25 protein-coding genes and 2 pseudogenes are annotated in these 24009 nt (G+C 40.3%); 19 read left to right on the top strand and 8 right to left on the bottom strand.

From position 1 onward, the window contains the following. Positions 1-32 precede the first annotated feature (32 nt). The 5 genes from PVV63_RS04665 to PVV63_RS04645 all read left to right on the top strand — a co-directional run bounded on the left by PVV63_RS04665 (position 33) and on the right by PVV63_RS04645 (position 3678). Positions 33-566, top strand: coding sequence for a hypothetical protein (locus tag PVV63_RS04665; RefSeq protein WP_273790870.1), 534 nt, complete (start codon positions 33-35; stop codon positions 564-566). A gap of 585 nt (positions 567-1151) precedes the next feature. Beyond that, on the top strand, positions 1152-1436 hold the full coding sequence (locus PVV63_RS04660) for a hypothetical protein (protein WP_273790869.1): 285 nt from the start codon (positions 1152-1154) through the stop codon (positions 1434-1436). A gap of 137 nt (positions 1437-1573) precedes the next feature. Further along, positions 1574-1780, top strand: a complete 207-nt coding sequence (locus PVV63_RS04655) for a hypothetical protein (RefSeq protein ID WP_273790868.1) — start codon at positions 1574-1576, stop codon at positions 1778-1780. Positions 1781-2129: 349 nt separating this feature from the next. Further along, complete coding sequence (locus tag PVV63_RS04650) at positions 2130-2507, top strand: hypothetical protein (RefSeq protein WP_273790867.1); 378 nt, start codon at positions 2130-2132, stop codon at positions 2505-2507. Positions 2508-2517: 10 nt separating this feature from the next. Beyond that, entirely contained in the window at positions 2518-3678 is a 1161-nt protein-coding gene (locus PVV63_RS04645) for a DUF6990 domain-containing protein (protein WP_273790866.1), read from the top strand. An 887-nt stretch (positions 3679-4565) separates the two neighbouring features. On the opposite strand, the gene PVV63_RS04640 is transcribed toward PVV63_RS04645, so the two are convergent. Continuing rightward, a complete protein-coding gene (locus tag PVV63_RS04640; protein ID WP_273790865.1) occupies positions 4566-4889 on the bottom strand; it encodes a hypothetical protein in 324 nt (107 codons plus the stop codon). 378 nt (positions 4890-5267) lie between these two features. On the opposite strand from PVV63_RS04640, the gene PVV63_RS04635 reads away from it, so the two are divergent. Further along, positions 5268-5420, top strand: coding sequence for a hypothetical protein (locus PVV63_RS04635; protein WP_273790864.1), 153 nt, complete (start codon positions 5268-5270; stop codon positions 5418-5420). Positions 5421-5588: 168 nt separating this feature from the next. Further along, positions 5589-5810, top strand: coding sequence for a hypothetical protein (locus tag PVV63_RS04630; protein ID WP_273790863.1), 222 nt, complete (start codon positions 5589-5591; stop codon positions 5808-5810). 2330 nt (positions 5811-8140) lie between these two features. Here PVV63_RS04630 and PVV63_RS04625 read toward each other — a convergent pair. Further along, positions 8141-8710 carry a hypothetical protein gene (locus PVV63_RS04625; protein WP_273790862.1) on the bottom strand — a complete coding sequence of 190 codons (570 nt, stop codon included), beginning with the start codon at positions 8708-8710 and terminating at the stop codon, positions 8141-8143. Positions 8711-9012: 302 nt separating this feature from the next. Between PVV63_RS04625 and PVV63_RS04620 the strand changes: the two genes are divergently transcribed. The 7 genes from PVV63_RS04620 to PVV63_RS04590 all read left to right on the top strand — a co-directional run bounded on the left by PVV63_RS04620 (position 9013) and on the right by PVV63_RS04590 (position 12317). Next, a complete protein-coding gene (locus tag PVV63_RS04620; protein ID WP_273790861.1) occupies positions 9013-9231 on the top strand; it encodes a hypothetical protein in 219 nt (72 codons plus the stop codon). Positions 9232-9393: 162 nt separating this feature from the next. Beyond that, entirely contained in the window at positions 9394-9645 is a 252-nt protein-coding gene (locus PVV63_RS04615) for a hypothetical protein (RefSeq protein ID WP_273790860.1), read from the top strand. Between the two features lie 24 nt (positions 9646-9669). Beyond that, positions 9670-9993 (top strand): hypothetical protein, encoded by a 324-nt coding sequence (locus tag PVV63_RS04610; protein WP_273790859.1) that lies wholly within the window; start codon positions 9670-9672, stop codon positions 9991-9993. A gap of 57 nt (positions 9994-10050) precedes the next feature. Next, on the top strand, positions 10051-10458 hold the full coding sequence (locus PVV63_RS04605; RefSeq protein WP_273790858.1) for a hypothetical protein: 408 nt from the start codon (positions 10051-10053) through the stop codon (positions 10456-10458). A gap of 56 nt (positions 10459-10514) precedes the next feature. Beyond that, entirely contained in the window at positions 10515-10838 is a 324-nt protein-coding gene (locus PVV63_RS04600; RefSeq protein WP_273790857.1) for a hypothetical protein, read from the top strand. Between the two features lie 244 nt (positions 10839-11082). Beyond that, positions 11083-11766: a hypothetical protein gene (locus PVV63_RS04595; RefSeq protein WP_273790856.1), complete on the top strand. Its 684-nt coding sequence runs from the start codon at positions 11083-11085 to the stop codon at positions 11764-11766. After that, complete coding sequence (locus PVV63_RS04590) at positions 11745-12317, top strand: hypothetical protein (protein WP_273790855.1); 573 nt, start codon at positions 11745-11747, stop codon at positions 12315-12317. Before PVV63_RS04595 ends, PVV63_RS04590 begins: the two co-directional genes overlap by 22 nt. On the opposite strand, the pseudogene PVV63_RS04585 reads toward PVV63_RS04590, so the two are convergent. Beyond that, positions 12311-14599: pseudogene (locus PVV63_RS04585) on the bottom strand (toprim domain-containing protein); the annotation flags it as partial. The gene PVV63_RS04590 and the pseudogene PVV63_RS04585 overlap by 7 nt on opposite strands. Positions 14600-14892: 293 nt before the next feature. On the opposite strand from PVV63_RS04585, the gene PVV63_RS04580 reads away from it, so the two are divergent. Beyond that, positions 14893-15216, top strand: a complete 324-nt coding sequence (locus PVV63_RS04580; protein WP_273790931.1) for a hypothetical protein — start codon at positions 14893-14895, stop codon at positions 15214-15216. 360 nt (positions 15217-15576) lie between these two features. Here the strand turns inward: PVV63_RS04580 and PVV63_RS04575 are convergent, their stop codons facing one another. Beyond that, positions 15577-16647 (bottom strand): DUF1376 domain-containing protein, encoded by a 1071-nt coding sequence (locus tag PVV63_RS04575; RefSeq protein WP_273790853.1) that lies wholly within the window; start codon positions 16645-16647, stop codon positions 15577-15579. A gap of 416 nt (positions 16648-17063) precedes the next feature. Here PVV63_RS04575 and PVV63_RS04570 point away from each other — a divergent pair, with 416 nt between their 5' ends. From PVV63_RS04570 to PVV63_RS04560, 3 genes are all read left to right on the top strand, one after another. Continuing rightward, the gene (locus tag PVV63_RS04570) at positions 17064-17381 is read left to right on the top strand and encodes an XRE family transcriptional regulator (protein ID WP_273790852.1); all 318 of its coding nucleotides are present in this window, start codon (positions 17064-17066) and stop codon (positions 17379-17381) included. Between the two features lie 312 nt (positions 17382-17693). Beyond that, positions 17694-18083 (top strand): hypothetical protein, encoded by a 390-nt coding sequence (locus PVV63_RS04565; protein WP_273790851.1) that lies wholly within the window; start codon positions 17694-17696, stop codon positions 18081-18083. A gap of 2 nt (positions 18084-18085) precedes the next feature. Beyond that, complete coding sequence (locus PVV63_RS04560; protein WP_273790850.1) at positions 18086-18274, top strand: hypothetical protein; 189 nt, start codon at positions 18086-18088, stop codon at positions 18272-18274. Here the strand turns inward: PVV63_RS04560 and PVV63_RS04555 are convergent. Then, on the bottom strand, positions 18216-18344 hold the full coding sequence (locus PVV63_RS04555; protein ID WP_273790930.1) for a hypothetical protein: 129 nt from the start codon (positions 18342-18344) through the stop codon (positions 18216-18218). The two genes, PVV63_RS04560 and PVV63_RS04555, sit on opposite strands and share 59 nt — an antisense overlap. A gap of 296 nt (positions 18345-18640) precedes the next feature. Here PVV63_RS04555 and PVV63_RS04550 point away from each other — a divergent pair, with 296 nt between their 5' ends. Continuing rightward, entirely contained in the window at positions 18641-19405 is a 765-nt protein-coding gene (locus PVV63_RS04550; protein WP_273790849.1) for a lambda exonuclease family protein, read from the top strand. A 763-nt stretch (positions 19406-20168) separates the two neighbouring features. On the opposite strand, the pseudogene PVV63_RS04545 reads toward PVV63_RS04550, so the two are convergent. From PVV63_RS04545 to PVV63_RS04535, 3 genes and pseudogenes are all read right to left on the bottom strand, one after another. Continuing rightward, positions 20169-20405, bottom strand: a pseudogene (locus PVV63_RS04545) (DnaJ domain-containing protein); the annotation flags it as partial. Between the two features lie 946 nt (positions 20406-21351). Then, positions 21352-21885 (bottom strand): hypothetical protein, encoded by a 534-nt coding sequence (locus PVV63_RS04540; RefSeq protein WP_273790848.1) that lies wholly within the window; start codon positions 21883-21885, stop codon positions 21352-21354. A gap of 92 nt (positions 21886-21977) precedes the next feature. Continuing rightward, the gene (locus PVV63_RS04535) at positions 21978-22715 is read right to left on the bottom strand and encodes a hypothetical protein (protein ID WP_273790847.1); all 738 of its coding nucleotides are present in this window, start codon (positions 22713-22715) and stop codon (positions 21978-21980) included. Positions 22716-24009 lie beyond the last annotated feature (1294 nt).

The following is a 24009-nucleotide window of genomic DNA, read 5'->3' as shown; positions in this document are numbered from 1 at the left end:
GGGACAAACAGTTGCATAAAAGGGAAGAGCAAATGAAGGGGGAAAATTCCACATTTTATAACAAACGGTGCTCTCTTTTTTTTGGAAAATCATTTCGTTCTTATAAAGATCATATGATTATTTGTCTTATTTCTATCCTTATTGGGATAGGTTATAAAGCTCTTTTGATCCCATTAGAAGCCAAGTGGTCGTTGAGTGTATCGCAGGATAGCACTCTTTTGGCGCTTTTTGTGCTGCGTGAAGTCATCATGGTTGTTGTTGTTGCCTTGATGCCTGTTTTATTGGTGCTTTATCTCATCTTAACGTATTTGTTGAAAAAAAAGATTCAGCAGTTAGAAGAGGTTATCCAGCAACGGGGTTACACAACCGATCAACAAAATAATCCAGTAAAAAACAATAGAGAAAAAATAAGCAGTTTTTTTATCGTATACTTTTGGTTGATATTTCTGCTAGAGGTCTTTTTTCCTGCGGGTGTTGTCATGCTCATTTTAGAATTTTACTATTTTGTTTTCAAGCAGGTGAGAAAGTATCGTAGAATGAGACGGCTACTAAAACGCGTAAGATAAAGAGAGTGACAAGGCGCTTTTGTAGCTATCGTAAGGGGTAAGAGGCAATGTTTAGAAGCTCTCGTGACATAGAGAAGAGGGGATGGTTGGAAAATCATCAGGCAAAGAAGAGAGTCTATTTTTGTTTGTAATGAGGAGGATGCTCTTAATCATTTGGAAGAGTAACCGCGCTTTTAGAAAGTTGGGGGTTTTTATTGAAAATAAGGGAAGCGCCATGCATCGCACTTTTCGTGGTTCTTAAAAGAGCGGGCATGAGATAAAGAAGTGCATTTTTCATAAAAAAAAAGAAGAGCAATGAAGGGGAAAAAGTCAGAATTTTATTCAGCATTTTATAATGGACTGCGCTATTTTTTTGGGAAAGATTATTTTTCTGTGCGAGAGCATGTTGTCATTTGTTTCCTCTCCCTCATTGAGCTATGGAACAGGATTTTCTTTCTCCTATCCTTGGGTAGCAATGGAGAACGGACAGGGTGGTGGGATACACCTCTTTTTCTCTCTTTGTATGCGTTTTGGAAAGTTATTATAGTGTGTGTTTTGGTCTTGTTCCCAGTTATATTGATACTCGGCATCATATTGTGGTTTTTGTTGAGAAAAAATATTCGGAAATTGAAAGGAATAGATCAGCAACGGGGTAAAATAACCGATCAAAAGGATTGGTATAAAAAAGGCGATAGAGAAAAATGGAGTGATATTCTTGTTACAATATTCGGTCTCGTGCTTCTGTTCGTGACACTGTGGGTTGCTTGTATTCCCATGATGATTTTAGAACTTTATTATGGTGTCTTTAAGCAGGTGAGAACGTATCGCTGTTTAAGAAAAGAACTGAAAAACGTCTTGCAAGAACAGGATACAGCGTTTGAGAAGTCATGAGAGGGAAAAAATAATGAAGAAATTATGAGAGATTCAGCCTTTATAGGGATTGCTCTCTATACCATTTTGCTTCTGATATGTTTTGGTGCTCTTTCATGAGGTGTCCGTAAACATTGCTCTAAGGAGCAGTGTTGAGGGTGGCATTGAGTGAAAGAAAAGCCGATTATGGATTAGTATTGATAAAAGGGAATAAGAGCCCTTGGGGTTTAGAGCCTAGAGTGAGTGCTTGGGACTTACTTTATCGTTTGAGGTGTGAGGAAGGAACGGTTTTGCTTGTAGGTGGTCGCGATATATGGGTTGTTTTCGTATTTTTAGGAGCCTTGTTCATTCAAGCTTTGAAATGAATCCTATTGAAGTGGGGTTGCAGGGTCATTTTCTTGAAAATAGGAGAATTTTTGGGAAGAAAAAGCTGAATTGTGACTATTGTTTACAGATTGGCGTGGTTTGAAAATCTTTATTGTTTGCAATGTGAGGAAGGTAAGAGGGTAGCAAGGTACCACGAATATTATCATTTTTATTATGACGCAAACCATAATGGCCTGTGTACTTTTCTTTATTCCGGTGGTATTTGGGTTTTGCATCATCATAATGCGTAAATTGGAAAAAAGATCTAGAAACGAGAAGAGGCAATCTCTGTGTGATAGCAAATAAGCTCTCTGTCGCACAGGTCTTTTCAAAGAGAGAGGGGAATACATGAAGGAGCAAAATTGGGCATCAGAGCAAGAAACGCATAAAGGAGTGCATTCTTTTTCGCTCCAGCAAGCGTTGCTCTCAGCAAAGGATTATAAAATTATCTTTGCTATTGCGGTTCTCATTATCATGTGGAAAATGGTTCTAGAAATACCAGGTGTATTGAATTGGCAGCTGACAGGGTGGCAATATGTTGTGCATGCCGTTCTCTTTAAAACAACGGACATCATAACGGTTTGTGTTATTATTTTTATTCCGGTTATGTTACGGCTTCGCACCAAAGTGACGGGTGAGTTGCGAAAAAATATTCAGAAACTAGAAGAAGCAATCTCGGTGCGAGAGCACATAAGCTCTCTGTCGCACGGGCTTTGTAAAGACTGAGAGGGGAAAAATGAACAGTGATCCTATAGCCGTATTTCTATTAGATCCCGGATTCTGGGTGATGATTGTTATTTGCATGATCATTATCATGCTTATTTTAGCTCTTTATATCTCTGTCTTTAAACGGATGAAAATGAATTTCCAAGTGAAAGGCGAGCTGGAAAGAGTGCTTAAAGAAAATGATCTTGCAACGCAGCAGTTTTGGAAAGATGAAGCCGTGGTGCAGAAGAGGCGTTTGCAACTAAAGGAAAAAGAGTTCTCTGCCGATTATGATGATGATGAAATTCTCACGATAGAAAGTGCAACAGGGCTTTTAAAAAGCTTGGGATGGTCGGTGGAAATCGAGGGAAAGGGAGATTATTTGGCAACCCTCTTTTTACCAGATCGCGAAGTGCAGTTTCTTTATAACGAGCAACGAGTGGAAGAGTTTTCGCCTTTTGATCGCGGACTTTTAATTATGAGCGGTATTTTTGCGGCGGCTTGTCAGACGATTAATCCTCATAATTCTGGGGTTGTGCCAACGGTATTTATGAATTTTGTATCCAATGGATTGGAAATTTTTGAAGAAAAAGTGAGCGTCCAGCTTTTAAAGAAAGCACTCGATAAAACTTTAAAATGGACAATGGAAGATGATTCTTTGCATGAAATGTTTCGCTCTCAATATGGTATTCCCCCTTGGGAAAAAGACTCTTTATCTTGGGCACCGGATGATGACATAGAGCTCGCACCTTATGCTTTGCTGCATCTTGCTGCTCTTGCCTTACTGGGCGATGTTGAGACTTTAGCTTCTTATGACGAAAGTTTTACGGCAGGGGAGAAGCTTGGCTTTGATGAAACCATTGAAAAAGTCCATTTGGAACGCGCGATGGTGATCGCTCAAGAAGTGAAAAGGGAAGGAAAGTTCAGTTACGATCTACTGGAACGGGTTGCTGAGAAGTGGTCTATAGCCATGGACTATCAGCTTTTCAGAGTGAGATCCCCTAATACGTGTAATCAAAAACGTGCTTTTCATAAAAAATTAGTCGAGGAGAAAAAACAAGAATTAAGGGAACAAGGATTTGATGTGAGTGATGAACAGTTCGTGTTTGAAGCAGAGGGGGTAAAACATGCTCCTGATATTACTTATATTAAAGATGGTGAACCTGCATTTATGGATATAAAAATTGATTAGTGTTGTACTCTCCTGTTGAAGAAAACACTCTTATTTAAAAGATGTGAAAGCGCCATGATTGAGGCACTTTCACACCTTTCTTACCAGAGCCAAATAAAGGGCTCGAAAAATCAAGAATAATAGCCAAGATTTTAAAAAATAGACTGGAAATAGCTTGATCCTCAAGAATAGGGGGAAAAATCAATTATAAATTCTACTCTCTTCTTTAAGACTGTTCTGTTGTTTTGTTAGAAAATGCTCATAAATTATCGCTTATTCAAGTGCCTTATTCAAGCGGTATGAGGAAAAGGTCCATTGACTAAAGCGCTATGGGGGGAGCTTTAAGGGTTAGAGCCTTTGTCATTTGAGGGGAGAGGAAGGCAAAAAATGGCATTTTTGAGCAGTGTTAGGGTCTTTTTCCTTTGAGGTGTTTTTTGTCTTTAAGCTGTTCTTGCCAATGAAGCAGCGCTTGTTAAGCTGCAACAACGTTTCAGTATGGTGATCTTGATACAAAAATTTATATGGTATTTTTGTGTTTTTCAGTCTGCTTCATGGAGATCTGTAAGCCAATCCGATGATGTAGGGGATGCATGGTCATTTTCTTGAAACAGAGGAATTTTTGGGAAGAACAAGAAGAATAAAAGGATTGCGGATTCTCATTGATTAAAGCGCTATGGGGGGGAGCTTTAAGGGTTAGAGCCTTTGTCATTTGAGGGGAGAGGAAGGCAAAAAATGGCATTTTTGAAGGCTGTGATATTTGGCCAATAAAAATAAAAACACAATAAAAATTAAACTAAAACAAAGGAAAAATTAAACTAAAAAAGGCCCCATTTAAAAAGGGCCTTTTTATTTAAATTTTACAATATATACAAAATGTATATAACTTTACTTTAAGAACTTTTTGTATCTTATACTCTAGTAGAAACAAGTTGTATGAAATATATAATAATTGATCCTAAAAAACTAGCTATTGCATTCAATAAACTTTTTCCTTTCTCGTATATATCGTTTATTGATGCTTGTTCTGATGCGCTTCTATTACTGACTCTCAGTATATTCAATGTATCCGATGTGTCCCTTACTTGTTTAACAAACTGTAAATTTGTTTTCTCAATAGTATAAGGTGCAACAATAGGAGAGGGCTGTTTATTGACTATACGATCAGATTTTTGAATCGCGAGAGCTAAACCACTTGTGATAGCCCCCGCTATGAAAAAATATCTGATATTCATAGTTTTTCTCCTATATTTATTTCGATAAATAAATATCGATACGTATCATATATAAATTCGATTTAAATAACTATAGTAAAAATACAACAATCACAAAAAAGAATAAACTTTGTCTATATTTTGACAAAATTTACCCTTAATTGCCTTAATGAATTCTTTTAGATTCGATTTTATGAAGGCGTAAAAAGGTTTGAAAGCTCTGTAGGCAAGTGGAATCCCATAAGATGGGTGATACGGCAGTCGCTAGAAAACTTCCTTTTGTGCCTTTGACCAAGGATTCATAAAAATGAGGGTTCATAAATAATGAGATGCGATGAAAATTGAGTAAAACCCTTGAAGGGAAGGATTCACTCTATTGAAGGCGGAGTGAATCCTCTTATGGATCGGATACTGCCTTATGAGGGTTTGGCAGTTTCCGTTGAGGGGAAGGATGCACTCTTTTTGAGGGCTAGAGTGCATCCTCTTATAGATTGGATACTGCCTTATGAGGGTTCGGCAGTTTCCGTTGAGGGGAAGGATGCACTCTTTTGAGGGCTAGAGTGCATCCTCTTATGGATTGGATACTGCCTTATGAGGGTTCGGCAGTTTCCGTTGAGGGGAAGGATGCACTCTTTTGAAGGCTAGAGTGCATCCTCTTATGGATTGGATACTGCTTCATGAGGGTTCGGCAGTTTCCGTTGAGGGGAAGGATGCACTCTTTTGAGGGCTAGAGTGCATCCTCTTATAGATTGGATACTGCCTTATGAGGGTTTGGCGGTATCCGTTGAGGGGAAGGATGCACTCTTTTTGAGGGCTAGAGTGCATCCTCTTAGGGATAGGATACTGCCTTATGAGGGTTTGGCGGTATCCGTTGAGGGGAAGGATGCACTCTTTTTGAGGGCTAGAGTGCATCCTCTCATGGATTGGATACTGCCTTTATGAGGGTTCGGCAGTTTCCGTTGAGGGGAAGGATGCACTCTTTTGAAGGCGGAGTGCATCCTCTTATGGATTGGATACTGCTTCATGAGGGTTCGGCAGTATCTGTTGAGGGGAAGGATGCACTCTTTTGAAGGCGGAGTGCATCCTCTTATGGATTGGATACTGCCTTTATGAGGGTTCGGCAGTTTCCGTTGAGGGGAAGGATGCACTCTTTAAGGGCTGGAGTGCATCCTTTCCATGGATTGAACGCACTCTTTGGAGGCTAAAGTGCATCCATAGGGAAAGGCATATTCCATAAGAAACAGAGATAACCAAAAGATTTGTTTTTATATTTTTATTGATAGGTTGCTGTATTTGCGAGGGCTATTCATTCTTTATTCTCAATATTTAAGATGATTATGTGATAAGGGTTGTTCGTCAATACAATCGTAAAAGACGCTGAGCATTTTTATAAAAATTAAGATATTTTTGTGCCTTTTTCTTGTTTTTTTTGTGTTTACACAAGATATGCACGGCTTTTCAACAGTTTGTTTTTTTAGCTTTGCTAATGGCGTTGGCTAAACACTTCAATTGTTTTAACTGCTTCAATACCGCCTTAAAAAAACAGTGCTTTATAATATGACAAAATAAGCTTTATAACTTTTGATTCTTACGCGATGCTAGAAAAAGGGGAATGTTAGGAGAGATGTTGTCTATATTCTTAGCTTATCTCTTAAGGTAGGAAGATTAACATACTTTCTGGATCTATTTTTATTTGGCCGGATCTATTTTTATTTGGTTTGACGGTTAAAGAGCAATAGCTGAATGGAATCACGCTTGCTTCATGTTTTTATCCTCACGCTTTAGATTTTTTCTCATAGAGATTTTGTTTTTAATGGGGTTTTACGCGAATCACGTAAAACAGAATGTTCTAAATAGAATATATTTGTGTTGCACATTTACGTACTTGTTTAAAAAACATTATGTTGTCTTATCATCACAATGATGTTGATGAATGGGGATGTTGATGAATGGGGATATTGATGAATGGGATAATGGAGAAATCTCTTGCGAAGTGGATAAGCCCTTCTTTAAAATCTCATAAGGGGAAAGCCTGCACTATCATACTATTCGCGCCTCATGTGATGACAGCCTTTGGCTCTTGAGCGTGTTCATAAGAGGCATTTTGATTCTTTATCTTGCTAGTGTTTTATTTCATATGTCTCTCATGTTTGTAATGTGGAAAAGACAAGGTGTTGATTGATGCAACATGAAATAAATTTAAAATGAGAGAATCCCTATGATATCCGGGTCTCTTAAATTTTATATGGATAACTGGAAATTATTATTATAAATCAAATTATTACCGTGATACATCAACCTGTTGGTGGACTATGCGATAAAGAAAGTTATCCAGTAGTTAAGTCATTCTGTTATGTCGTAAAACACTGTCATTTGAAGTTTGGTGATATGAAGCAAGCTTCTTTGGATATGTTTTAAGTGTTTTTTTAAGGGCGTGGTGAATCTTTAAGACAGAGCAAGCTTCTGTTGCGCCTTGAGTTTAGCTGAAAATCCCTGAATGGAAGCCAAGAGTGAATGGAAGCCAAGAGAGAAGTGTATCCAAGCTGTTTGTAAATCAGATTGAGTTAAGAATCTTTGTTCTTTGAGAATGAAACGCAAGTCAATTTGACAAAAGAATGATCTATTTTGCGGGTAGACCTTATGGAGGAATATAACAAAGCTCATAAGGAAGTGATTTAAGACAATACAGTCATAAAAAAGTACAGTTATAAAAAAAAGTCCTCCGTCGCAATTAGAGGACCAAAGAGCAGGAGAATTTTAACATTGACTCGCAGGACGTGTCAAAAAAGAATAAATTCAAAAGGCCGTACTAAATACAAAAAATCATACTTAAAGAACCTACCACATTATAATTAGCAGAGAATTGAAAAAATAGCAATATAAAAAATACTTTTTACAAAAAATTTTGTCATTTTGCATTAAAACTTAATACTTTTTTCAATTGAATATTTGTTTTAAGACTCGATATTAATTAAACTATATTTAAAAATATTATGATGCATGCAAGCATCTTGATAATATTCTTCAATCAAAAACGAATTAAGAGCCCCTCATGATTATAGGACTGATATGGGGGAAGGCTTTTTGTTTTTAAGAGTGTGGGGTGTATCTTCAGTATGTGTAGGGGGTGAAGTATTGTCCTTTTGGGTGTGGGGGGCAAGGTAATGAAAATGGAGGCGAGAGCTGCTGGATGCTTGAGCCCGTGTGGGGGAGGTTTCTTTAGAGGGGGCGGGGGCAACATGGGAGGCCGCTTAAAATGGCGAGGAGGGGGATTATTCAAAATGTTTATGGTTTGCATATCCCCAATGAAATGCGAGCAAGTCTAAACAATCTCGTAAATGATCGGCAAGGGAGTTTTGTTTGCGTTTTGAAGAACTTAATTCTTTTATCGCTTGTCCATGGCCGATAACGCGTTCAAGCAGTGAATAGCCAAGAATACCCAGTTGAACTTTGATTGTTCTTAAATGATTGGAGGCTTCTATTTGACGTTCAATGGGGTGTATGTACCCTTGGCTACAGGAAACCTTTTCACGGGTGTAGTCAAGGCTCATGTGGAGATCGGCTTGGCTTTGACGCCAGTAAAAATAAAAACGTTCTGCCGCTTTATATTGGGCTTTGCTGAGATGTCCTTTCGCATATAAAAGTGCAATGGGATGGCTTTGTGCATTGGCAATGGCATTGATGGTGCGCGGGTTGCTGGAACTTTCTCGATGATTGGGTTTAAAATAAGGATTACGCGTTTCAACAGGGATTTCTTGCGTCTTTAAATGACCAATGTGCTTTTCTTGATTTTGATGATCAAGCGGGCAGGTTTGCATATTTTTTTTCTGCTTATGGGTCATAGCATCTCCTTAAAAATTTTAATTTTGCTTCTTTATGTTTATGCAAAGAAACGGGATTGTGCTGTTGTATGCTTGTTGAGGGATACGTTTTTATGTCTGCTTTTTGCGTGAGGGGAAGTTTCAAAAAAAGGGTGAGGGGTCGCTTTCTGTGGGTGTTGTCATTGTTTTATAAGAGAGGGGTTTATAGGGGAGGCTGTATGGGAGAAAAGTGTGTTGTCTCGCGTGGATTTGCTTCTTGAAAGGATTGGCATTTTTTTGCATGATGGGCGTTACCTTTAATTTTACTGCTGTGGGGGATATTGATGCCGCATGATTTGGTTTTTCTGCCGTGGTTGGTATTTTTCTGCCCTTTGGCTCTCGCCTTTGTTTCTATTTATGCGGGAATAAGGTTTTTCGGGTTTACAAGGAAGGGCTTTTTTAAGAGTGGGGTGCTTGCATTCTTTGTTGGCGTGAGCTCTAAGTTTGTTTATGCGCAAGCTGAGCATCTTGGTTTGGCTCAGGTGTGGTTTTCAAACAGTTAGGTCTTTCACATTCTTTTTGGCGTTGTCTTTGGTCTTATCTTTGGGCTTATTTGTCTAGGGGCAAAGCGTCTTGGGTTTAGGCTTTCATTCTTTGCAAAGGATTGATCTTTTGCTGCATTTTTGGCATGGTCTCTGATTTTTGCTTATAAAGGAGCGGGGCGTATGGTGGTTGCGCGGGACATGTTTTTGAAGGGGCTGGTGTTTTGCTGTGTTGTTGGAGCTGTTGTTGGGTTGGCGTATAACGGAGCCAAGCATATGGGGGTTCACTGGTTTTTGATCTCGAACAATGGGGTGTTTGTGGGCACTGTTGGACTTGTTCCTTTTTTTGCTCTGGAGGGGGTAAGGTGTATGCGTGTACTGTTGGGGGGCTTAAAAAGAATGAGCATTTCTCTTCCCCACGGGCGTGGTCTTTGATGTTCTTTCTGTGAGGGGTATTTGATGTCGAACGATTTGATGTTTTGGCAGTGGTTGGCGCTTTTCTGTCCTTTGGTTCTCGCCTTTGTTTCTATTTATGCGGGAATAAGGTTTTTCGGGTTTACAAGGAAGGACTTTTTTAAGGGTGGAGTGCTTGCATTCTTTGTTGGCGTGACCTCTAAGTTTGTTTATGGGCAAGCTGAGCACTTTGGTTTGGCTTGGTTGTGGTTTTCAAAAAAGTGGGTCTTTAACATTCTTTTTGGCGTTGTCTTTGGTCTTATCCTTGGGTTTATTTGTCTAGGGGCAAGGCGTCTTGGGTTTAGGCTTTCATTCTTTGAAAAGGATTGATCTTTTGCTGCATTTTTGGCATGGTCTCTGATTTTTACTTATAAAGGAGCGGGGCGTATGGTGGTTGCGCGGGACATGTTTTTGAAGGGGCTGGTGTTTTGCGCCATTGCTGTAGTGGTTCTTGGCTTTGCTTATAAGGGAGCGAAGCGTTTTGATATATCGTGGGAATTTTTAGTGATAGGAGCGGTGTTTGTTGCATTGCTGGACCTGTCCTTGGTTTTGCTTATGAGGATGCGGGGTAAGGGGATATCGCGTGGGGTGTCTTTTTTGAGGTTTCTGGTGTTTTGCGGCGTTGTTGGAGCTGTTGTTGGGTTGGCGTATAACGGAGCCAAGCATATGGGGGTTCACTGGTTTTTGATCTCTAACAATGGGGTGTTTGTGGGCACTATTGGACTTGTTCCTTTTTTTGCTCTGGAGGGGGTACGGTGTGTGCGTGTACTGTTGGGGTGGTGCTTAAAAAAATGAGCATTTCTCTTCCCCACGGGCGTGGTCTTTGATGTTCTTTCTGTGAGGGGTATTTGATGTCGAACGATTTGATGTTTTGGCAGTGGTTGGCGCTTTTCTGTCCTTTGGTTCTCGCCTTTGTTTCTATTTATGCGGCAATGAGGTTTTTCGGGGTTACAAGGAAGGCTTTTTTAAAAAATTTGGCGTTGAGCTTCATTATTATCGCTGTCTCTAAGTTTGTTTATGGGCAAGCTGAGCACTTTGGTTTGACTCAGGTGTGGTTTTCAAACAAGTGGGTCTTTCACATTCTTTTTGGCGTTGTCTTTGGTCTTATCCTTGGGCTTATTTGTCTAGGGGCAAAGCGTCTTGGTTTTAGGCTTTCATTCTTTGCAAAGGATTGATCTTTTGTTGCATTTTTGGCATGGTCTCTGATTTTTACTTAATAAAGGAGCGGGGCGTATGGTGGTTGCGCGGGACATGTTTTTGAAGTTTCTGGTGTTTTGCTGCGTTGTTGGACTTGTTCCTTTTTTTGCTTATGAAGGTATAAGGTGTGTGCGTGTACTGTTGGGGTGGTGCTTAAAAAGAATGAGCATTTTTCTTTTCCACGGGCGTGGTCTTTGATGTTCTTTCTGTGAGGGGTATTTGATGTCGAACGATGTGATGTTTTGGCAGTTGTTGGGGGTTTTCTGCTTTTTTTCTCTGGCCTTGATTTTTATTTATGTGGGAGCAAAGCGTCGCTCTGTTACAGAGTGGGTGTTTTGGAGATGGGTGGTGCTTTATGGCGTTGTTGCCACCTACCTTGGTTTTGTTTATGTGGGCGTGGGCAGGCGCGCTGTTGACGGGGAGCTGCTCTTGAAGGGGGCGGTGTTTTCTTGCATTTTTGCAACTGTCCTTGGTTTGGTGCATCTGGGCGTCAAGAGCATGCCTGTTGCTTGGCAAGTGTTCTTAAAGGCGGTTATGTTTTGTTGCATGATGGGCTTTATCCTGTGGTGTGCCACTGTGGGCGTCAGAGATATGGATAGCATAAGGGCGGTATTCTTAAAGGGATTGCTCTTGTCTGTATTGTTGAAAGTGCTCTTGGGGTTCTTTATACGCGAGCAAAGTGATACGGTGTTACAGAGGTTGTTGCGTGCTTTGAATTTTGTGCTGTTTTCCTGCATTTTGGGTACTCTCCTTTTTTTTACCCGTCTGGGAGCAGAGAATCTAGGGTTGAGCTGGCTTTGGTTCTCGAAGGATTGGGTGTTTTTATTCATTTTTGGATTTACCCTTCCTTTTGTTTGTGAGGGAGCAAGGTGTGCGCGTGTTCTATGGGCTTGGTTCTTAAAGTAGGGGGTGTTTTTTTGCTGTTGTTGGTGGTTTCCTACCTTTTTATTGTTGTCGTTATTTGTACTTATAAAGTTTCCAAGCGCTTCGATATTCCGAGGTGGCGGGCGGCGTTTTATTGTATTTGTGGTATTTCCCTCTTTTTGAAGGAAGTGCTGTTTTACTGCATTTTAGGAGTCGTCCTTTTTTTGGCTCTTTGGGGGATGGAGAGTATGGACATACCGTGGGGACTCCTGTCCTTGATGGGGATCGTGTTTGCTGTAGTGTTGGAGTGGTTCTTGATTTTGCATATAAGGGGGCGGCAAGATGGGGTGGTGACGCGTTGTTTGTGGTTATTGAAGGGGTTGGTGTTTTGCGCCATTGCTGGAGCGACCTTTTTTTGTTTGTCTTTGGGAGCAGAGAATCTAGGGTTGAGCTGGCTTTGGTTCGCGAAGGATTGGGTGTTTTTCGTCATTTGTGGATTGATCCTTCCTGTTGTTTCTGTGGGAGCAAGGCGTGCGCGTGTGAAGGCGGAGGCGTTTTTAAAGAGAGTGGGGTTTATGGGGTATTACAGATAACGTCGAGGGAATGATTGTTCAAAAGAACAGCGATAGCGGTAGGTTTGGGGATCAAACCAAAGCCCTATTTTGCCTTCAAAATCACCAGAACGTTGTTTGGCAATATTCATAATAACGCCTGGGCGTTTTGCTAAATCTGCTTTTTCTTGTGCTAGAGAGGCGGCAAAGATTTTATCTTCCAACGACCGATTGCGCCAAATGGTGATGATGTTAAAGGCATTGGCACCAATTTCTGAGGCGCCTTTAATGTCTTCTGTGCTGGGGATATCTTTATCCAGACCGCCTTTGCGGGCATGGGCGACAAGGTGAATATGCACATTGTTTAAAACAGCCCAATCAACCATTTTATAAACGGCTTGTTCTTGTCTTGCATAATCATCAGAGGCAATGCCAAGCCGCATCAAACTGTCGATGATAAATTGATCGCAGCCATAGCGCGCACGGCAATAGTCAAAGACTTCAAGCAAGGTATCTACGCTCGATTTGCCAACATGCTCATAAAGAATAAGCCCTTCGTCTAAAAAATGAAGAATCCGTTCAATCGTTTCTTTTGTAGGCTGTTCTAAGCCGCCCGTTTGTTTGGTTAAACGGCGAAGTGATTGTTCTCCTTTCATTTCTAGAGACGCTAAGCAAAGGCGACTCTTTTGTGCAATCCAATGGGGAATACAGTCTGATAATAATTGGCTTTTACCTGCACCACTCGCACCACTCCAGAGCGTTAATTCTGCTGGGCGGAAATGCAATTTGTCCTTCAGTTTAGGATAGGGAACCGTATAACCAAGATGTTTTTCAGGCTCTGGCCAAAAAAGCCCAATCACTTGATCTTTATAGTCTGAGGCGCGCCGTAAACCTTCTGGTGCAAAGCTTTGTGCTGAGGAAAAGGCAGCTTTTATGGTGGCTTTATCAATCCCTGCGGTTAAACAGTCATTGGCATCTTTAAGGGGTAAACGGACACGGTAGCAACGGTGGCGTCCAAGCCTGCTGGCAATCTCACGGGCTGCTTCTTCTCCGGGCGGATCCATATCGGTGGCTAAAAAAATCGTTTCAAAAGATTCTAAATGATCAAATTCATTTTCAATCCAGTTGTGTTTTCCTCCACTGCCTCCTCCAAAGGGAACAGAAACCGCCGGATATCCATAGGCGGCTAAGGATAGCGCATCAATTTCTCCTTCAGTGATAACAATGGTACGGTTTGTTGAAGAAAAATTGGGGAATGGCGCCTGTTGGGGCGCGTGCGTGGGTGCCTGCTGGGGTGTGTGCGTGGAGGCGTGGTTGGTTGAGGCGGTGTTTTGGGGCGCCTGTGTAGAGGCGTGGTTGGTTGAGGCGGTGTTTTGGGGCGCCTGTGTGGAGGGGTGGTTGGTTGAGGCGGTGTTTTGGGGCGCCTGTGTAGAGGTGTGGTTGGTTGAGGCGGTGTTTTGGGGCGCCTGTGTGGAGGGGTGGTTGGTTGAGGCGGTGTTTTGGGGTGCCTGTGTGGAGGTGGGGTTGGTTGAGGCGGTGTTTTGGGGCGCCTGTGTGGAGGGGTGGTTGGTTGAGGCGGTGTTTTGGGGTGCCTGTGTGGAGGGGTGGTTGGTTGTGGCGGTGTTTTGGGGCGCCTGTGTAGAGGCGGGGTTAGTTGAGGGTACCTGCTGAGGTGTGTGTTGGAATATTTGCTGAGGTGTGTGCTGGGTCGCCTGCTGGGATGTGTGCGTGGAGGCGTGGTTTGTGGGGTAAAGGGCTTGCCAACCAAATAAAATCGGTTCACATTGGGAGGCTGTTGGTTTGGTTTTTGCTCCCGTTTGCGCAAGCCGTTCTTTGACTAAAGCAAGGGTGCCGTCGGGTTTATAAAAGGGGAAAATGATTTTTTCGCCATTTTCTCCTATGCGGTAACGCTTTATAATCTCTAGAGGAATGCGGCGTTCTTCATGGAGATAGGTTTTTACAAGATTCTGCGGGCTCTGCCCTGTAGGAACCGGTGGACGGCGATAGGAACGATGAGGCGCCATAAAGGGTTTGGGGCGTGTCAGATTGAGAGTCGCGCGTGCTTCTTCTAAGGCTTGAGAGAGGCTAATGCCTTTGACTTCACACCAAAGGTCTAAAAGATCTCCTCCTGTGCTTTCTGCAAAATCATACCAAAGTCCTGCTTTACTACCACTTAAGCAAATCGATAAACTTTGACCAGCTTCACCACGTGTGTTGCCTACAATCCAATTGTTGCCTCGTTTGTGCCCTTGGGGAAGAAGCATTTCTACTATTTTATCGGCTTGTGAGATAAGTTTTTGTTTGATTTCAAAAATTGTGCTCATGGTCATTCGTGATATTATTGTCGTTTTTCTCAAGATGTGGGAGGTGAGAATTCTGTTTTTGCTGTTCTCACCATTCGATCTGATCGTAAAGTCCCGTGGTGCTATGGGGCTTGCCAGTTTACTTTGAGAGCTTCTTTGCCGCTCTTTTCTTGCCAATAGTCGCGAAACCTCTTGGCTTGCCAAAGGGCTAGACTCTCACTCAAACCTTTTTGAAATGGCTGTGTTGATGTCTTCTTGCCAAGAGCATGGGAAGTGGTGCCTTGAGAAAAAGGAGGAAGGGGAAAGAAGGAAGGATGCAAGAAGGGCGGGGTGGGTATGCCTGTTTTGAGGGTGTGGTGCATGCTTGGGTCCTGTTGGGGTGTCTGTTGGGGTGCCTGTGTGGAGGGGGTGGGTTTGTTGCCAAAGAGTTTGTTTGCCAAGAGCATGGGAAGTGGTGCCTTGAGGAAAGGAGGAAGGGGGTGAAAGAAGGAAGGATGCAAGAAGGTGGGGCGGATGCCTGTGAGGGTGTGGTGCATGCTGGAGTCTTGTTGGGGTGCCTTGTGTTGGAGTGTCCTGTTGGGGTGCCTGTGTGTGGGGGGGTGTTGCCAAAGAGTTTGCTTTTCATTGAGTTTTTCTGAAATGGCTCTGTTGGTGTTTGTTTGCCAAGAGCATGGGAAGTGGCGCCTTGAGAAAAGGAGGAAGGCGGAAAGGAGGAAGGATGCAAGAAGGTGGGGCGGATGCCTGTGAGGGTGTGGTGCATGCTGGAGTCCTGTTGGGTGCCTTGTGTTGGGGTGCCTGTGGATGTCCTTGTGTGGGGAAAACGCTTTTGTGATGAGAGCAAAATGGTCGATGTTGACGCGTTTTGCTGTGTGAATCGCCTATCCAAGTGTTGTTTTGCCGCCCTTTGTTTTGTTCTGTGTTATTTTGTCCGATGCTGTTGTGGTTTTGAAACATTTTTATCCCCGCGCGTGCTTGAAAAATACGTTGTTTTTGTGATGTCAAAAATTGTCATTATAGTTGATCAAACTGCGGTAAAGGGTGTCGTTGTTCTCAGAGATGAAAGATGAGGAGCTTCCCTGTTTTTGCTGTTCTTGCCGTTCGATCTCACGGCGAAACCAGTTGCGCCATGTGGCTTGCCAGTCTACTTTGAGAGCTTCTTTGCCGCTCTTGGCTTGCCAATAGTCGCGAAACTTCTTTTCTTGCCAATGGGCTTGGCTTTCACTCAAACCTTCTGAAACTGCCGCCTTGATGTCTGCTTGCCAATGCTCAGGAAGACGGTGCCCTTTGGCAACTGAGGAAGTGGTTTTTTTGTTGGTGCAAAGCGGGATGGAGGCAGAAAGATTGCTGGGGGGAAGAGTGGTGGCGGATTTTGTTTTTTCCCCCGTGACAATTTGCGCGATAGGGGCGGAGGTAAACTCGGCTTGGGGAGCAGTTAAAGAGGGGGCGTTTTTTTGCTCCGCTTCTTCTTGTGGAGGGGAAGAGAGAGGTGAATCAAGAGCCGATGAGGGGGATGGATGATCGCTTTGTTCAAAGTTCTCTTCGAAGGAAAAACAAGGCTCTGTCTCATCAAACAAAATTTTCTTTTCTAAAACACCGTAAGGTGTTTCCTTTTCTTCTGTCTTTTGAGCTTCTGAGCTTTGTGCAGCATCTTTTGGACTTTCGTTAAGCAGTTGTTGCATCTCTGCATTGATTTTTTTGCGTTTTTTTGCCGAAGAACGACCCGCAAAGGATTTTTGTTCAAGCAATTTTTCACGCTCTTGAAAAATATTTTCGCAACGCTTGTTCCATAATCCATTGGCTAAATTTAAAATCTTACCCTCTTGGATGAGCATTTCTAAAACATTAACAAAAGTTCGCTTGTCACAACCACAAAGACGCGCTAAACGTTCTTTCGATATTTCTAAAGGTCGTCCACGGGCATACATTTCATTGAGAAGAATCGTATAGATTCCAATTTCGTGTGCGCGCATCCCACGTACACCTCCTAGAAAGTCATTTTGATACCAACAAACATATGGAAGCCTAGACGATTCATAATGAGGAGTTTCTTGTTGATTAGCGTGTTTCATACTGCAATCTACTTTCTTCTTTTTTATACATTTTTATTGATGATAAAAGCTCAAATAAGGATTTAACTTGTGTTGCTTTTGGCTCTGTTCGATGATGACTAGAGGCTTCTTTACGACGCTTATAAATGATTGGCTGTGCTTGAAGAGCATGCAAACTTACGATTTAAGATTGCGGTGATGGAAAAAATAAAGAATACCACACATTCTCAACGTACTTGCTTTTGGGCAGAAGCTTTGGAGAGTGGTCTTTTATATCCTGTAGGGTGGTTAAAGTGTTTTTATGATCCAAAAATAAAAAAATTTCCCCCGAAAAAGTAAAATTTGTTTCCTTAATTTTATCCTTTTTAGAGGATAATGCAAGCTCGTTTTATAAAAAGGACGTGTTTTTTTAAAAAGACGCGCTATATGGTGAAATTATGAATATCGATGGTTGGCGTCAAAGATTAAGAATCGCTTTGGAAAAAAGTGGGCGGTCAAAAAGATCTATCTCCCTCGCTGCCGGTAAAGGCGCGGGGTACCTTCATTCTATTCTTTCTGAAGGAAAAGAACCAACAATCGAATCTCTCTCGCGAATTTGTCACGAAATTAATATCAGTATGAATTATATTCTTTATGGAAAAGGGGCTAGCCCTGAAGATAAAGAATTTATAGAGCTTATTTCGAAACTCTCTCCGCAAGAGAGACAGGCGATTTTGACTCTTTTGCGGCGGCCAATTGACGAAGCTTCAAAATAACTTCCTTCTGTGCTTTTGAATCAAGGCGACTCCAGTATTTTATTAATATTATGTCACTCATTTTATCTCTCCTGTGTGTTTATAATTGCAATTTTGTAAGAACAAATAGAGAACAACAAAGGGGCATGAGAGGAACAAAGAATAATAGATTTTTATTTACATATGTCATTTGAACCCCGTAGATATTTAAAATATATCTTTTATGAAGGATAAAATGGTTGACATCTCTCCTATAGAGGAGATAAGACTAACGCTATATTTAGTCTTGTCAAGACAAGGCTATGCTTTATCAACTATCTAAAGGGGGAAATCATGAAAAATATTTCATTCGTTAAAGAGGATGAAATCATTATCGTTTTATGCGAAGAGGAAAATCCTTGTACTTATGAAGGACCAATCGACGAAATCGAAGAAGTGCTCGAACTGATTGAAGAATGTGAAACTGTTTATAGAGTTTTACGACTCGATCTGACAACTTCTCATGCTGAAGATGTTACGGAACAAATCGCTGATTTTTATGTCGAAAATCATGAAATGAATGAAGAAAATACACAATTGCAGCCCTTCATTTTGAATAGTGAAGCTTATCATGCTTGTTTAAATGAAAGAGCGGCTTGCGATTATGAAGATAATCTCTATGGCTCTTATGAAAAACAGCATCGTTTACGCCCATGTGATGTCTTGACAGATTATTGGTGGTAAACATGCCAAGTTATCTCAAGACTTCTTATCAAGGGATTCCACTTTATTATGCTGGAAATATGCGAAATTTAATCAGACTCGAACCACAAAAACACAACGCTATACTTTTTATATCGCAAGAGGTGGCTCAGTCTATGGCAAAAAAATTGGAGGAAGAATATTGCCGCCATGATTTTTCCGTCGTGCAATAGCAGGGTTGAAAAAGGAAGCCGCAATGAAAGGGTCCAAGTGCTTTTTCATTGCGGTGACAATGGTGTGCATTATGCTTTCGTTCTTGGAGGGAAGCTTAGGGAAGCTTAGGGGGGAGCTTTGCGGGGGTTTTTTTAGCCGACATGGGAAAGGGGGGCATGAAAAAAAGAGCCTATATATGAGAAATTGCGGAGGGGGGATGTTGAGGGGGGCAGCAGTTTTTGTGTTTTCAGCGGCACAATATTGAAGGATGCATTGAAGGATGTTGTCGCCTTTAGTCCGTGTGAGGGACACAGGCTTTAAAAATATGAATGTTTCAAAGAGGATATATTGCAAAAAACACTTTAAAGATGAAGGGGAGAAAGGTCATGCCAATTATTATCGATTGTATTCAAGGAACAGAAGAATGGCAGAAAGTGCGTAATGGTTTGATTACGGCTTCTTTGTTTGAGATGGTTATGGCACAAAAAAAACAGGGGCAAAAAACTTCACGCTATCAGAGTGTGATGATGAAATTGGCGGGAGAAAGAATTACAGGAAAAACCGTTGAGGAAGGAACAACGCTTTCTCAGCGACGTGGAACAGAATTAGAACCAATCGCACGACAGCTTTATGGGGAACTTACACATACAGAACCTGAATGTATTGGCTTTGTTTTGGCTGATGATCGCGGACAAGGATTTTCCCCCGATGCTTTTGTGGGAAAAAATGGCTTATTAGAAATTAAAACAAAAAAACCTGAAATTTTGATCCCTCATTTCATGCAAAAGAATTTTCCAGCAGAACATAAAGCACAATGTCAAGGGGGATTATGGATTTCTCAACGCGAATGGGTGGATTTAATGCTCTATTGGCCGGATATGCCTCCTTTGATTAAACGGGCTTATCGTGATGAAGCGTATATTTGCAAGCTTGAAAATGAAATTAGCCGTTTTAATGAGGCTTTGGAGAAGATGGTACAGCAAATTAAGAGTGTTGGGACAGGTTTTCATCTAAGGACAGAAATTGCTTTGAAGGAGGGGGAAGAAAGGGTGCTTGGAATGAAGACAAAGCGTCTGCTGGAGGGCAAAACAAGAATGAGGCGGGCAAGAAAGGGATCGTGTGCAGCGTTGAGGAGAGGCAAAGTTCTATAAAAAGGAAAGAGCAGAGGGAGAAAAGAGCCGGTTTTTTGTGTTTTCTGGGCACGCAAGTAGGGAGCTTGGAGTGATAGGTAAAGCATGCTGGAAAATGGAAGGAGATGTTTTACGGGAGAAGTGAGACAGATGTTTAGACGTCGAGATCCGAGGGGGCTGGGAGCTTTTGTGTTGCGTGTTAAGGGGGGGAGATAAGGGGGAAGATTAAGGGGGGGGAGTTTTTTAGCCGATATGGGGAAAAGAATGTAGGAGCATGAGAAAAAGTCTGTGTGGAGTCAAGTGGGCTTGTTGGGGGAAAGGGTGGCGGGCGGATTGTGGAAGAAAATAAAGGGGTGGGGAAAACGGGAGAATAGGGAAAGAACGGATAGAGATATTATAATCTTTATGTTTCTCTACATTACCTTGTTATAGAAAATCAAAAATGACCACATTTTATGAATTCACTGTGGGTCGCTCTTAATACTCTTCAAAAGCATTTTCATGAGATAATTTTCAATATAAATCTGGTAAACATTAAAAATTGTTGTATGAGTATGAGCCAGAATATCAATTTACCAATCTTTACCAAATATCCTTTTATACTGATGAGAATTAATAACCCTATACTTATTATTCCTAGTGGTATATTCTACGTAAAGAGTGAAATTGTACCATAAATTAGAGGCGTTATTCCACAAGTAATGAAAATTACACGCTTGATATTATTTATATTTATATTATCTCTTATTCTGTTCTCTTGGTTTCTACTTCTTTCAGAGGTCTTGTGATTGTTTTCAAAGGTTTTATGGTAGAACTGATTGTAAGCAGCTTTCTTTCGAGGATCTTTAAGAACTTCATAGGCTTCAAGAATTTTTCTGAATTTTTGTTCAGCTTCGGTACTAGGATTATGATCAGGATGGTATTGCAGAGCTAATTTACGAAAAGCAGATTTTATCTGTTTATCGTTGCATGCGTAGCTTACATCAAGAATTCCATAATAATCGTCTTCATTTAATATCATTAAATACTGCTACTTGTGTATTGCTCTTATTTTTATAGGATAGCTTAACTGATTTTTGTTGAATATATCAATGGGTATTATCTTATGTTTAAAGTATGGTGAAAATTGTATTGAATGGCATGGCTGTACTTGGGGCTATTGTCTCTAAATGAGAGGAGATACAGTTCAAAACGCTTAAAAATGCAGGGTGTTTTTAATATTTTAGAAATATTTTTTAAAAAAATAGATTAAAAGAGAGACGATAAATCAAATATAAAGGGACGGCAATAATAGCCAAGGTTGTCATTATTGTAAATAAACAGGCAGGAACCTTAAATCTAAAACGCCAAAGTAAACTAATGGGAACGGACGTTATCGTTGTTATGATGAATCCTACGATAAACCATTGCATGAATAAGTACATTATATTGATTTTATCTTTATTAAAACGATTTTGTTTGAGTTCTTCCTCTGAAATACAATCGATAATAGAAAAAACAGGGTAAACAGGAAACTCTCTACTTGGACAAGCAATAACAGCAAATTTTTCAAGCTCTAACCATTATCTTTCGCGTTCTTTTTCCAATATCTTCTTTTCTATTTTTTGTTTTATATATTCTTTGGAAATACAATTGATCGGAGAAGTATTCCCAACAAAAAATTCGTCTTTTCTACATCCACGGGTTGTATGATGCGTGAATAAAAACAGCGCTTATTGCTATAGCAAATAAAATAAAGTGTTTAAACATAGGGTATTTATTGTCTTTTGTTTCTAACGAGCTTTGATAAGTAGTTTCTATTGAATAAATCAATATATGTTATTTTTATGTTGGTAAAATAAAACAAATTGTATGTACTTTGGCACTTTGTATCTAAAGATGGCGATAGATAGTTCAAAATGCTTGAAAATGCAGAATACCCTTTGAGAAGCACTTTTCATAAAGTTATGGAATGAATAGATCAAAGTTTATGGTAATTTTGTATACTCTATGATAACTCTGTATAAGATCTCAATTTCATGATCAAGTTTCTCAAGTTCTTTCTTGTTTTTAGCTATACGCTCTTGATATGTCTCTATGTGTTTCATACTGTTTGAGAGACGGGTATGCTCATTAGAGTGTTTTGCTTCATTCACATGTCGCATTGCATCTATTTCTAATTCTATAAGGCTACACAGAGTATTAAATACATGATGTCGTTTTTTGATTATATTCTGCCATTTTTTTATTATATTGACATGTTTTTCATAGAGAGGTTGCGATAACCGCCACTTGTTTTCCAAAAAAAATGTTTTTTCTATCCAGAGAATTTGGTAGAATTTTTCTGACCACCAACTACTTCCATTAACGAGGAAAATGCGGAACAATCTCTCTCTTTCTGTAATCTCTTTTGAAGAGAATAGTTCATTCGAATGAGTATATCCCTTTGAAGAATAAAAAAGATGCGTTGTTAAAAGGGCGATAATTAAGACGTTTCTCAATAAAGACTGTTTAATTAACATTTTTTTTATACCCTTTTTGTGATTGATTATAGTCATTGTGAGAGGGCTTAATGGTTCTTTAGAAGTATTTTGAAAGGCGTTTTATTATCCGTTTAAAGATTTTTTAAATACTGCTTCCATTTTTCAAAAGTGCTATATCTTACGGGCGGTTTTACATTTTCTTTGGGCATCATGGCAAGGTATACCTCTCTAGCCATAACGCACATTGTTGCTGTGTTTCTAAAACGAGTGAGTTCATTGCCTATTATGAGCAGCTCTGTCTGGAGAGTTTGTTCTTTTCGACTAATGCCATTAGGGGAATCCAAAAATTTTTCTGCGTACGCAAACATTGGATCATCAAAGTTTGTTTCAAACTTTGCGTTGAGGAAAATATTTTCTATATAATCCCAATTTTTCCTGTATTTCATCCCGTTAGCTTTAAAAGCCCTAAGTCTTGTTGGTAAGTCGTTAAAGGTAAGTGTGGGCATCGTTTTATCACCTTGCCATAAATCAAAAAAACGTCCACAAAAAACAAGCAATATGTGATAATGTTTAAAAATATTGAATTCTGGAGGATTACTGGGCAATGTTATTAAATGCCTCCAAAATTGACTTTTGTCATGGGGTATGTCTACAGTCCATTCCATATACGCTTTTAAATATTCTACCTCTTTTTTTGCTTTTTCTAATTTCTGAGAATATGCTAAAGGAGTGTAATTTTCATGGACATATTTTTGGTAAAGCCTATCGTATTCAGCGAGATCGCTTACTTGAGTACAACCCAATAATAGGGATACAGAAAAAAACGTTATAAATATTATGACGTACGTTTTGAATAATAATTTCATCATTTTAACGTTTAATGATTTTTGTTGAATAAATCAATATGTGTTATTTTTGTGTTGAAAATATATGTAAAAAATGTATTTAATGAAAACAGCGATAGTGATCATACTGTATCTAAATAAGGGTGTAGTACAGGATAAAACCCCGCACATGCGGGGTTTTATTCGCTGAAGAAGACAAGGACAGAGGAGACAAGGACAGTAGAAAATATAAGGGAGGTCCTGTCACCAAAATGTTTGTTCTAGGGCGGGAGTGGGGAATATCCAAAATGCTCTAAACGAAATATACTTGTTGTGCATAGTCATGCGCTTGTTTTAAAGAGACATCTTGCTCCAAGCTCTTTTTATACTCATTTCATGCCCATTTCATACCGGCGTTCGTGAACTTCATGCTGGGGCTTGTAAATGGTATCGTGAGAGGTAACGATAAAACATCGTAGATTATAAATATTACACACCTCATCTTTACTTTATGAAAAAGTAAGTTGGTATCATCTTGAGCTCGTTCTCAAGATTGCGACATGGGCTTTAGCTCTTGGGATGATTCATAATCTCATTCACTGTGGGGGGACTTTTCATAAAAGGTAGGCTTTTCTTGAAAAGTTTTATGCCATACGGATCTTTCTGCTTGTGAACTGTAAGCCTTGTGAACTGTAAGCGAAGAGGGGTGTTTGATTTCAATAGAATAGAGGGGAAGAGAATTCTTCGCTCTTAGGGTTCTTCTGCAAGAGGAATAACGCTATCCGTATAAATTAAAGTATTCGTATAAAAAAGAGCGTCTTGAAAGAGGGATGGCTTAGAGCACGTGGAAAATCATAGTGTATAAAATTGGTAATGAGGGATCTTCTTTGAAACGGCGGGCTATCAATTTTCTGGTATATGGGATGCCTAGTATATGGGGATGTCTGTCATATGAGATGTTTGCCATATGGGAGCGTGGGGTGACTTATTGAAAGCTTTATTGAGGGGGGGCTTTATCACTGTTTGGTTTTTTTCTTTTGGTAAGGGGTGGGGAGAATGGGGAAGGAATTGAGTTGAGAGGAGGTTCTGGAAATGGCTCTGTTAGATTTGTTGTAAATGACGAATAGGATCGATGAAGCTTATTCTAATTTTTAGAGGGAATACTTGTGTTGCTTGAGGTGGATAGAGAGGCTAGAAAGATAAGATAATTGATTTAGGGGGGCTTTAAGGGTATCAATGGGATGTGTTCAAACAATGAGTTTATAATAATTCATTATTGAGACTTAATTTGAATTTCAATGAGAGCCCGAAATAGTGTGAGATGTTCTTATTTCAAACC

Source organism: Bartonella sp. CM31XJBT (assembly GCF_028618555.1).
GTDB lineage: Bacteria > Pseudomonadota > Alphaproteobacteria > Rhizobiales > Rhizobiaceae > Bartonella.
The sequence above is the reverse complement of the archived record's forward strand: the minus strand, read 5'-3'. Positions and strand labels throughout refer to the sequence as shown.

What these genes read in the sequence shown, in the direction of transcription:
- PVV63_RS04540 (WP_273790848.1), bottom strand. Translation starts at nt 21,885, where the DNA reads ATGTTAATTAAACAGTCTTTATTGAGAAACGTCTTAATTATCGCCCTT.
- PVV63_RS04555 (WP_273790930.1), bottom strand. Translation starts at nt 18,344, where the DNA reads ATGCACACCATTGTCACCGCAATGAAAAAGCACTTGGACCCTTTCATT.
- PVV63_RS04560 (WP_273790850.1), top strand. Translation starts at nt 18,086, where the DNA reads ATGCCAAGTTATCTCAAGACTTCTTATCAAGGGATTCCACTTTATTAT.
- PVV63_RS04570 (WP_273790852.1), top strand. Translation starts at nt 17,064, where the DNA reads ATGAATATCGATGGTTGGCGTCAAAGATTAAGAATCGCTTTGGAAAAA.
- PVV63_RS04605 (WP_273790858.1), top strand. Translation starts at nt 10,051, where the DNA reads ATGGTGGTTGCGCGGGACATGTTTTTGAAGGGGCTGGTGTTTTGCGCC.
- PVV63_RS04580 (WP_273790931.1), top strand. Translation starts at nt 14,893, where the DNA reads ATGCAAGAAGGGCGGGGTGGGTATGCCTGTTTTGAGGGTGTGGTGCAT.
- PVV63_RS04535 (WP_273790847.1), bottom strand. Translation starts at nt 22,715, where the DNA reads ATGATGAAATTATTATTCAAAACGTACGTCATAATATTTATAACGTTT.
- PVV63_RS04665 (WP_273790870.1), top strand. Translation starts at nt 33, where the DNA reads ATGAAGGGGGAAAATTCCACATTTTATAACAAACGGTGCTCTCTTTTT.
- PVV63_RS04600 (WP_273790857.1), top strand. Translation starts at nt 10,515, where the DNA reads ATGTCGAACGATTTGATGTTTTGGCAGTGGTTGGCGCTTTTCTGTCCT.
- PVV63_RS04595 (WP_273790856.1), top strand. Translation starts at nt 11,083, where the DNA reads ATGTCGAACGATGTGATGTTTTGGCAGTTGTTGGGGGTTTTCTGCTTT.
- PVV63_RS04575 (WP_273790853.1), bottom strand. Translation starts at nt 16,647, where the DNA reads ATGAAACACGCTAATCAACAAGAAACTCCTCATTATGAATCGTCTAGG.
- PVV63_RS04590 (WP_273790855.1), top strand. Translation starts at nt 11,745, where the DNA reads ATGGGCTTGGTTCTTAAAGTAGGGGGTGTTTTTTTGCTGTTGTTGGTG.
- PVV63_RS04635 (WP_273790864.1), top strand. Translation starts at nt 5,268, where the DNA reads ATGGATCGGATACTGCCTTATGAGGGTTTGGCAGTTTCCGTTGAGGGG.
- PVV63_RS04620 (WP_273790861.1), top strand. Translation starts at nt 9,013, where the DNA reads ATGCCGCATGATTTGGTTTTTCTGCCGTGGTTGGTATTTTTCTGCCCT.
- PVV63_RS04565 (WP_273790851.1), top strand. Translation starts at nt 17,694, where the DNA reads ATGAAAAATATTTCATTCGTTAAAGAGGATGAAATCATTATCGTTTTA.
- PVV63_RS04550 (WP_273790849.1), top strand. Translation starts at nt 18,641, where the DNA reads ATGCCAATTATTATCGATTGTATTCAAGGAACAGAAGAATGGCAGAAA.
- PVV63_RS04650 (WP_273790867.1), top strand. Translation starts at nt 2,130, where the DNA reads ATGAAGGAGCAAAATTGGGCATCAGAGCAAGAAACGCATAAAGGAGTG.
- PVV63_RS04625 (WP_273790862.1), bottom strand. Translation starts at nt 8,710, where the DNA reads ATGACCCATAAGCAGAAAAAAAATATGCAAACCTGCCCGCTTGATCAT.
- PVV63_RS04640 (WP_273790865.1), bottom strand. Translation starts at nt 4,889, where the DNA reads ATGAATATCAGATATTTTTTCATAGCGGGGGCTATCACAAGTGGTTTA.
- PVV63_RS04645 (WP_273790866.1), top strand. Translation starts at nt 2,518, where the DNA reads ATGAACAGTGATCCTATAGCCGTATTTCTATTAGATCCCGGATTCTGG.
- PVV63_RS04615 (WP_273790860.1), top strand. Translation starts at nt 9,394, where the DNA reads ATGGTGGTTGCGCGGGACATGTTTTTGAAGGGGCTGGTGTTTTGCTGT.
- PVV63_RS04610 (WP_273790859.1), top strand. Translation starts at nt 9,670, where the DNA reads ATGTCGAACGATTTGATGTTTTGGCAGTGGTTGGCGCTTTTCTGTCCT.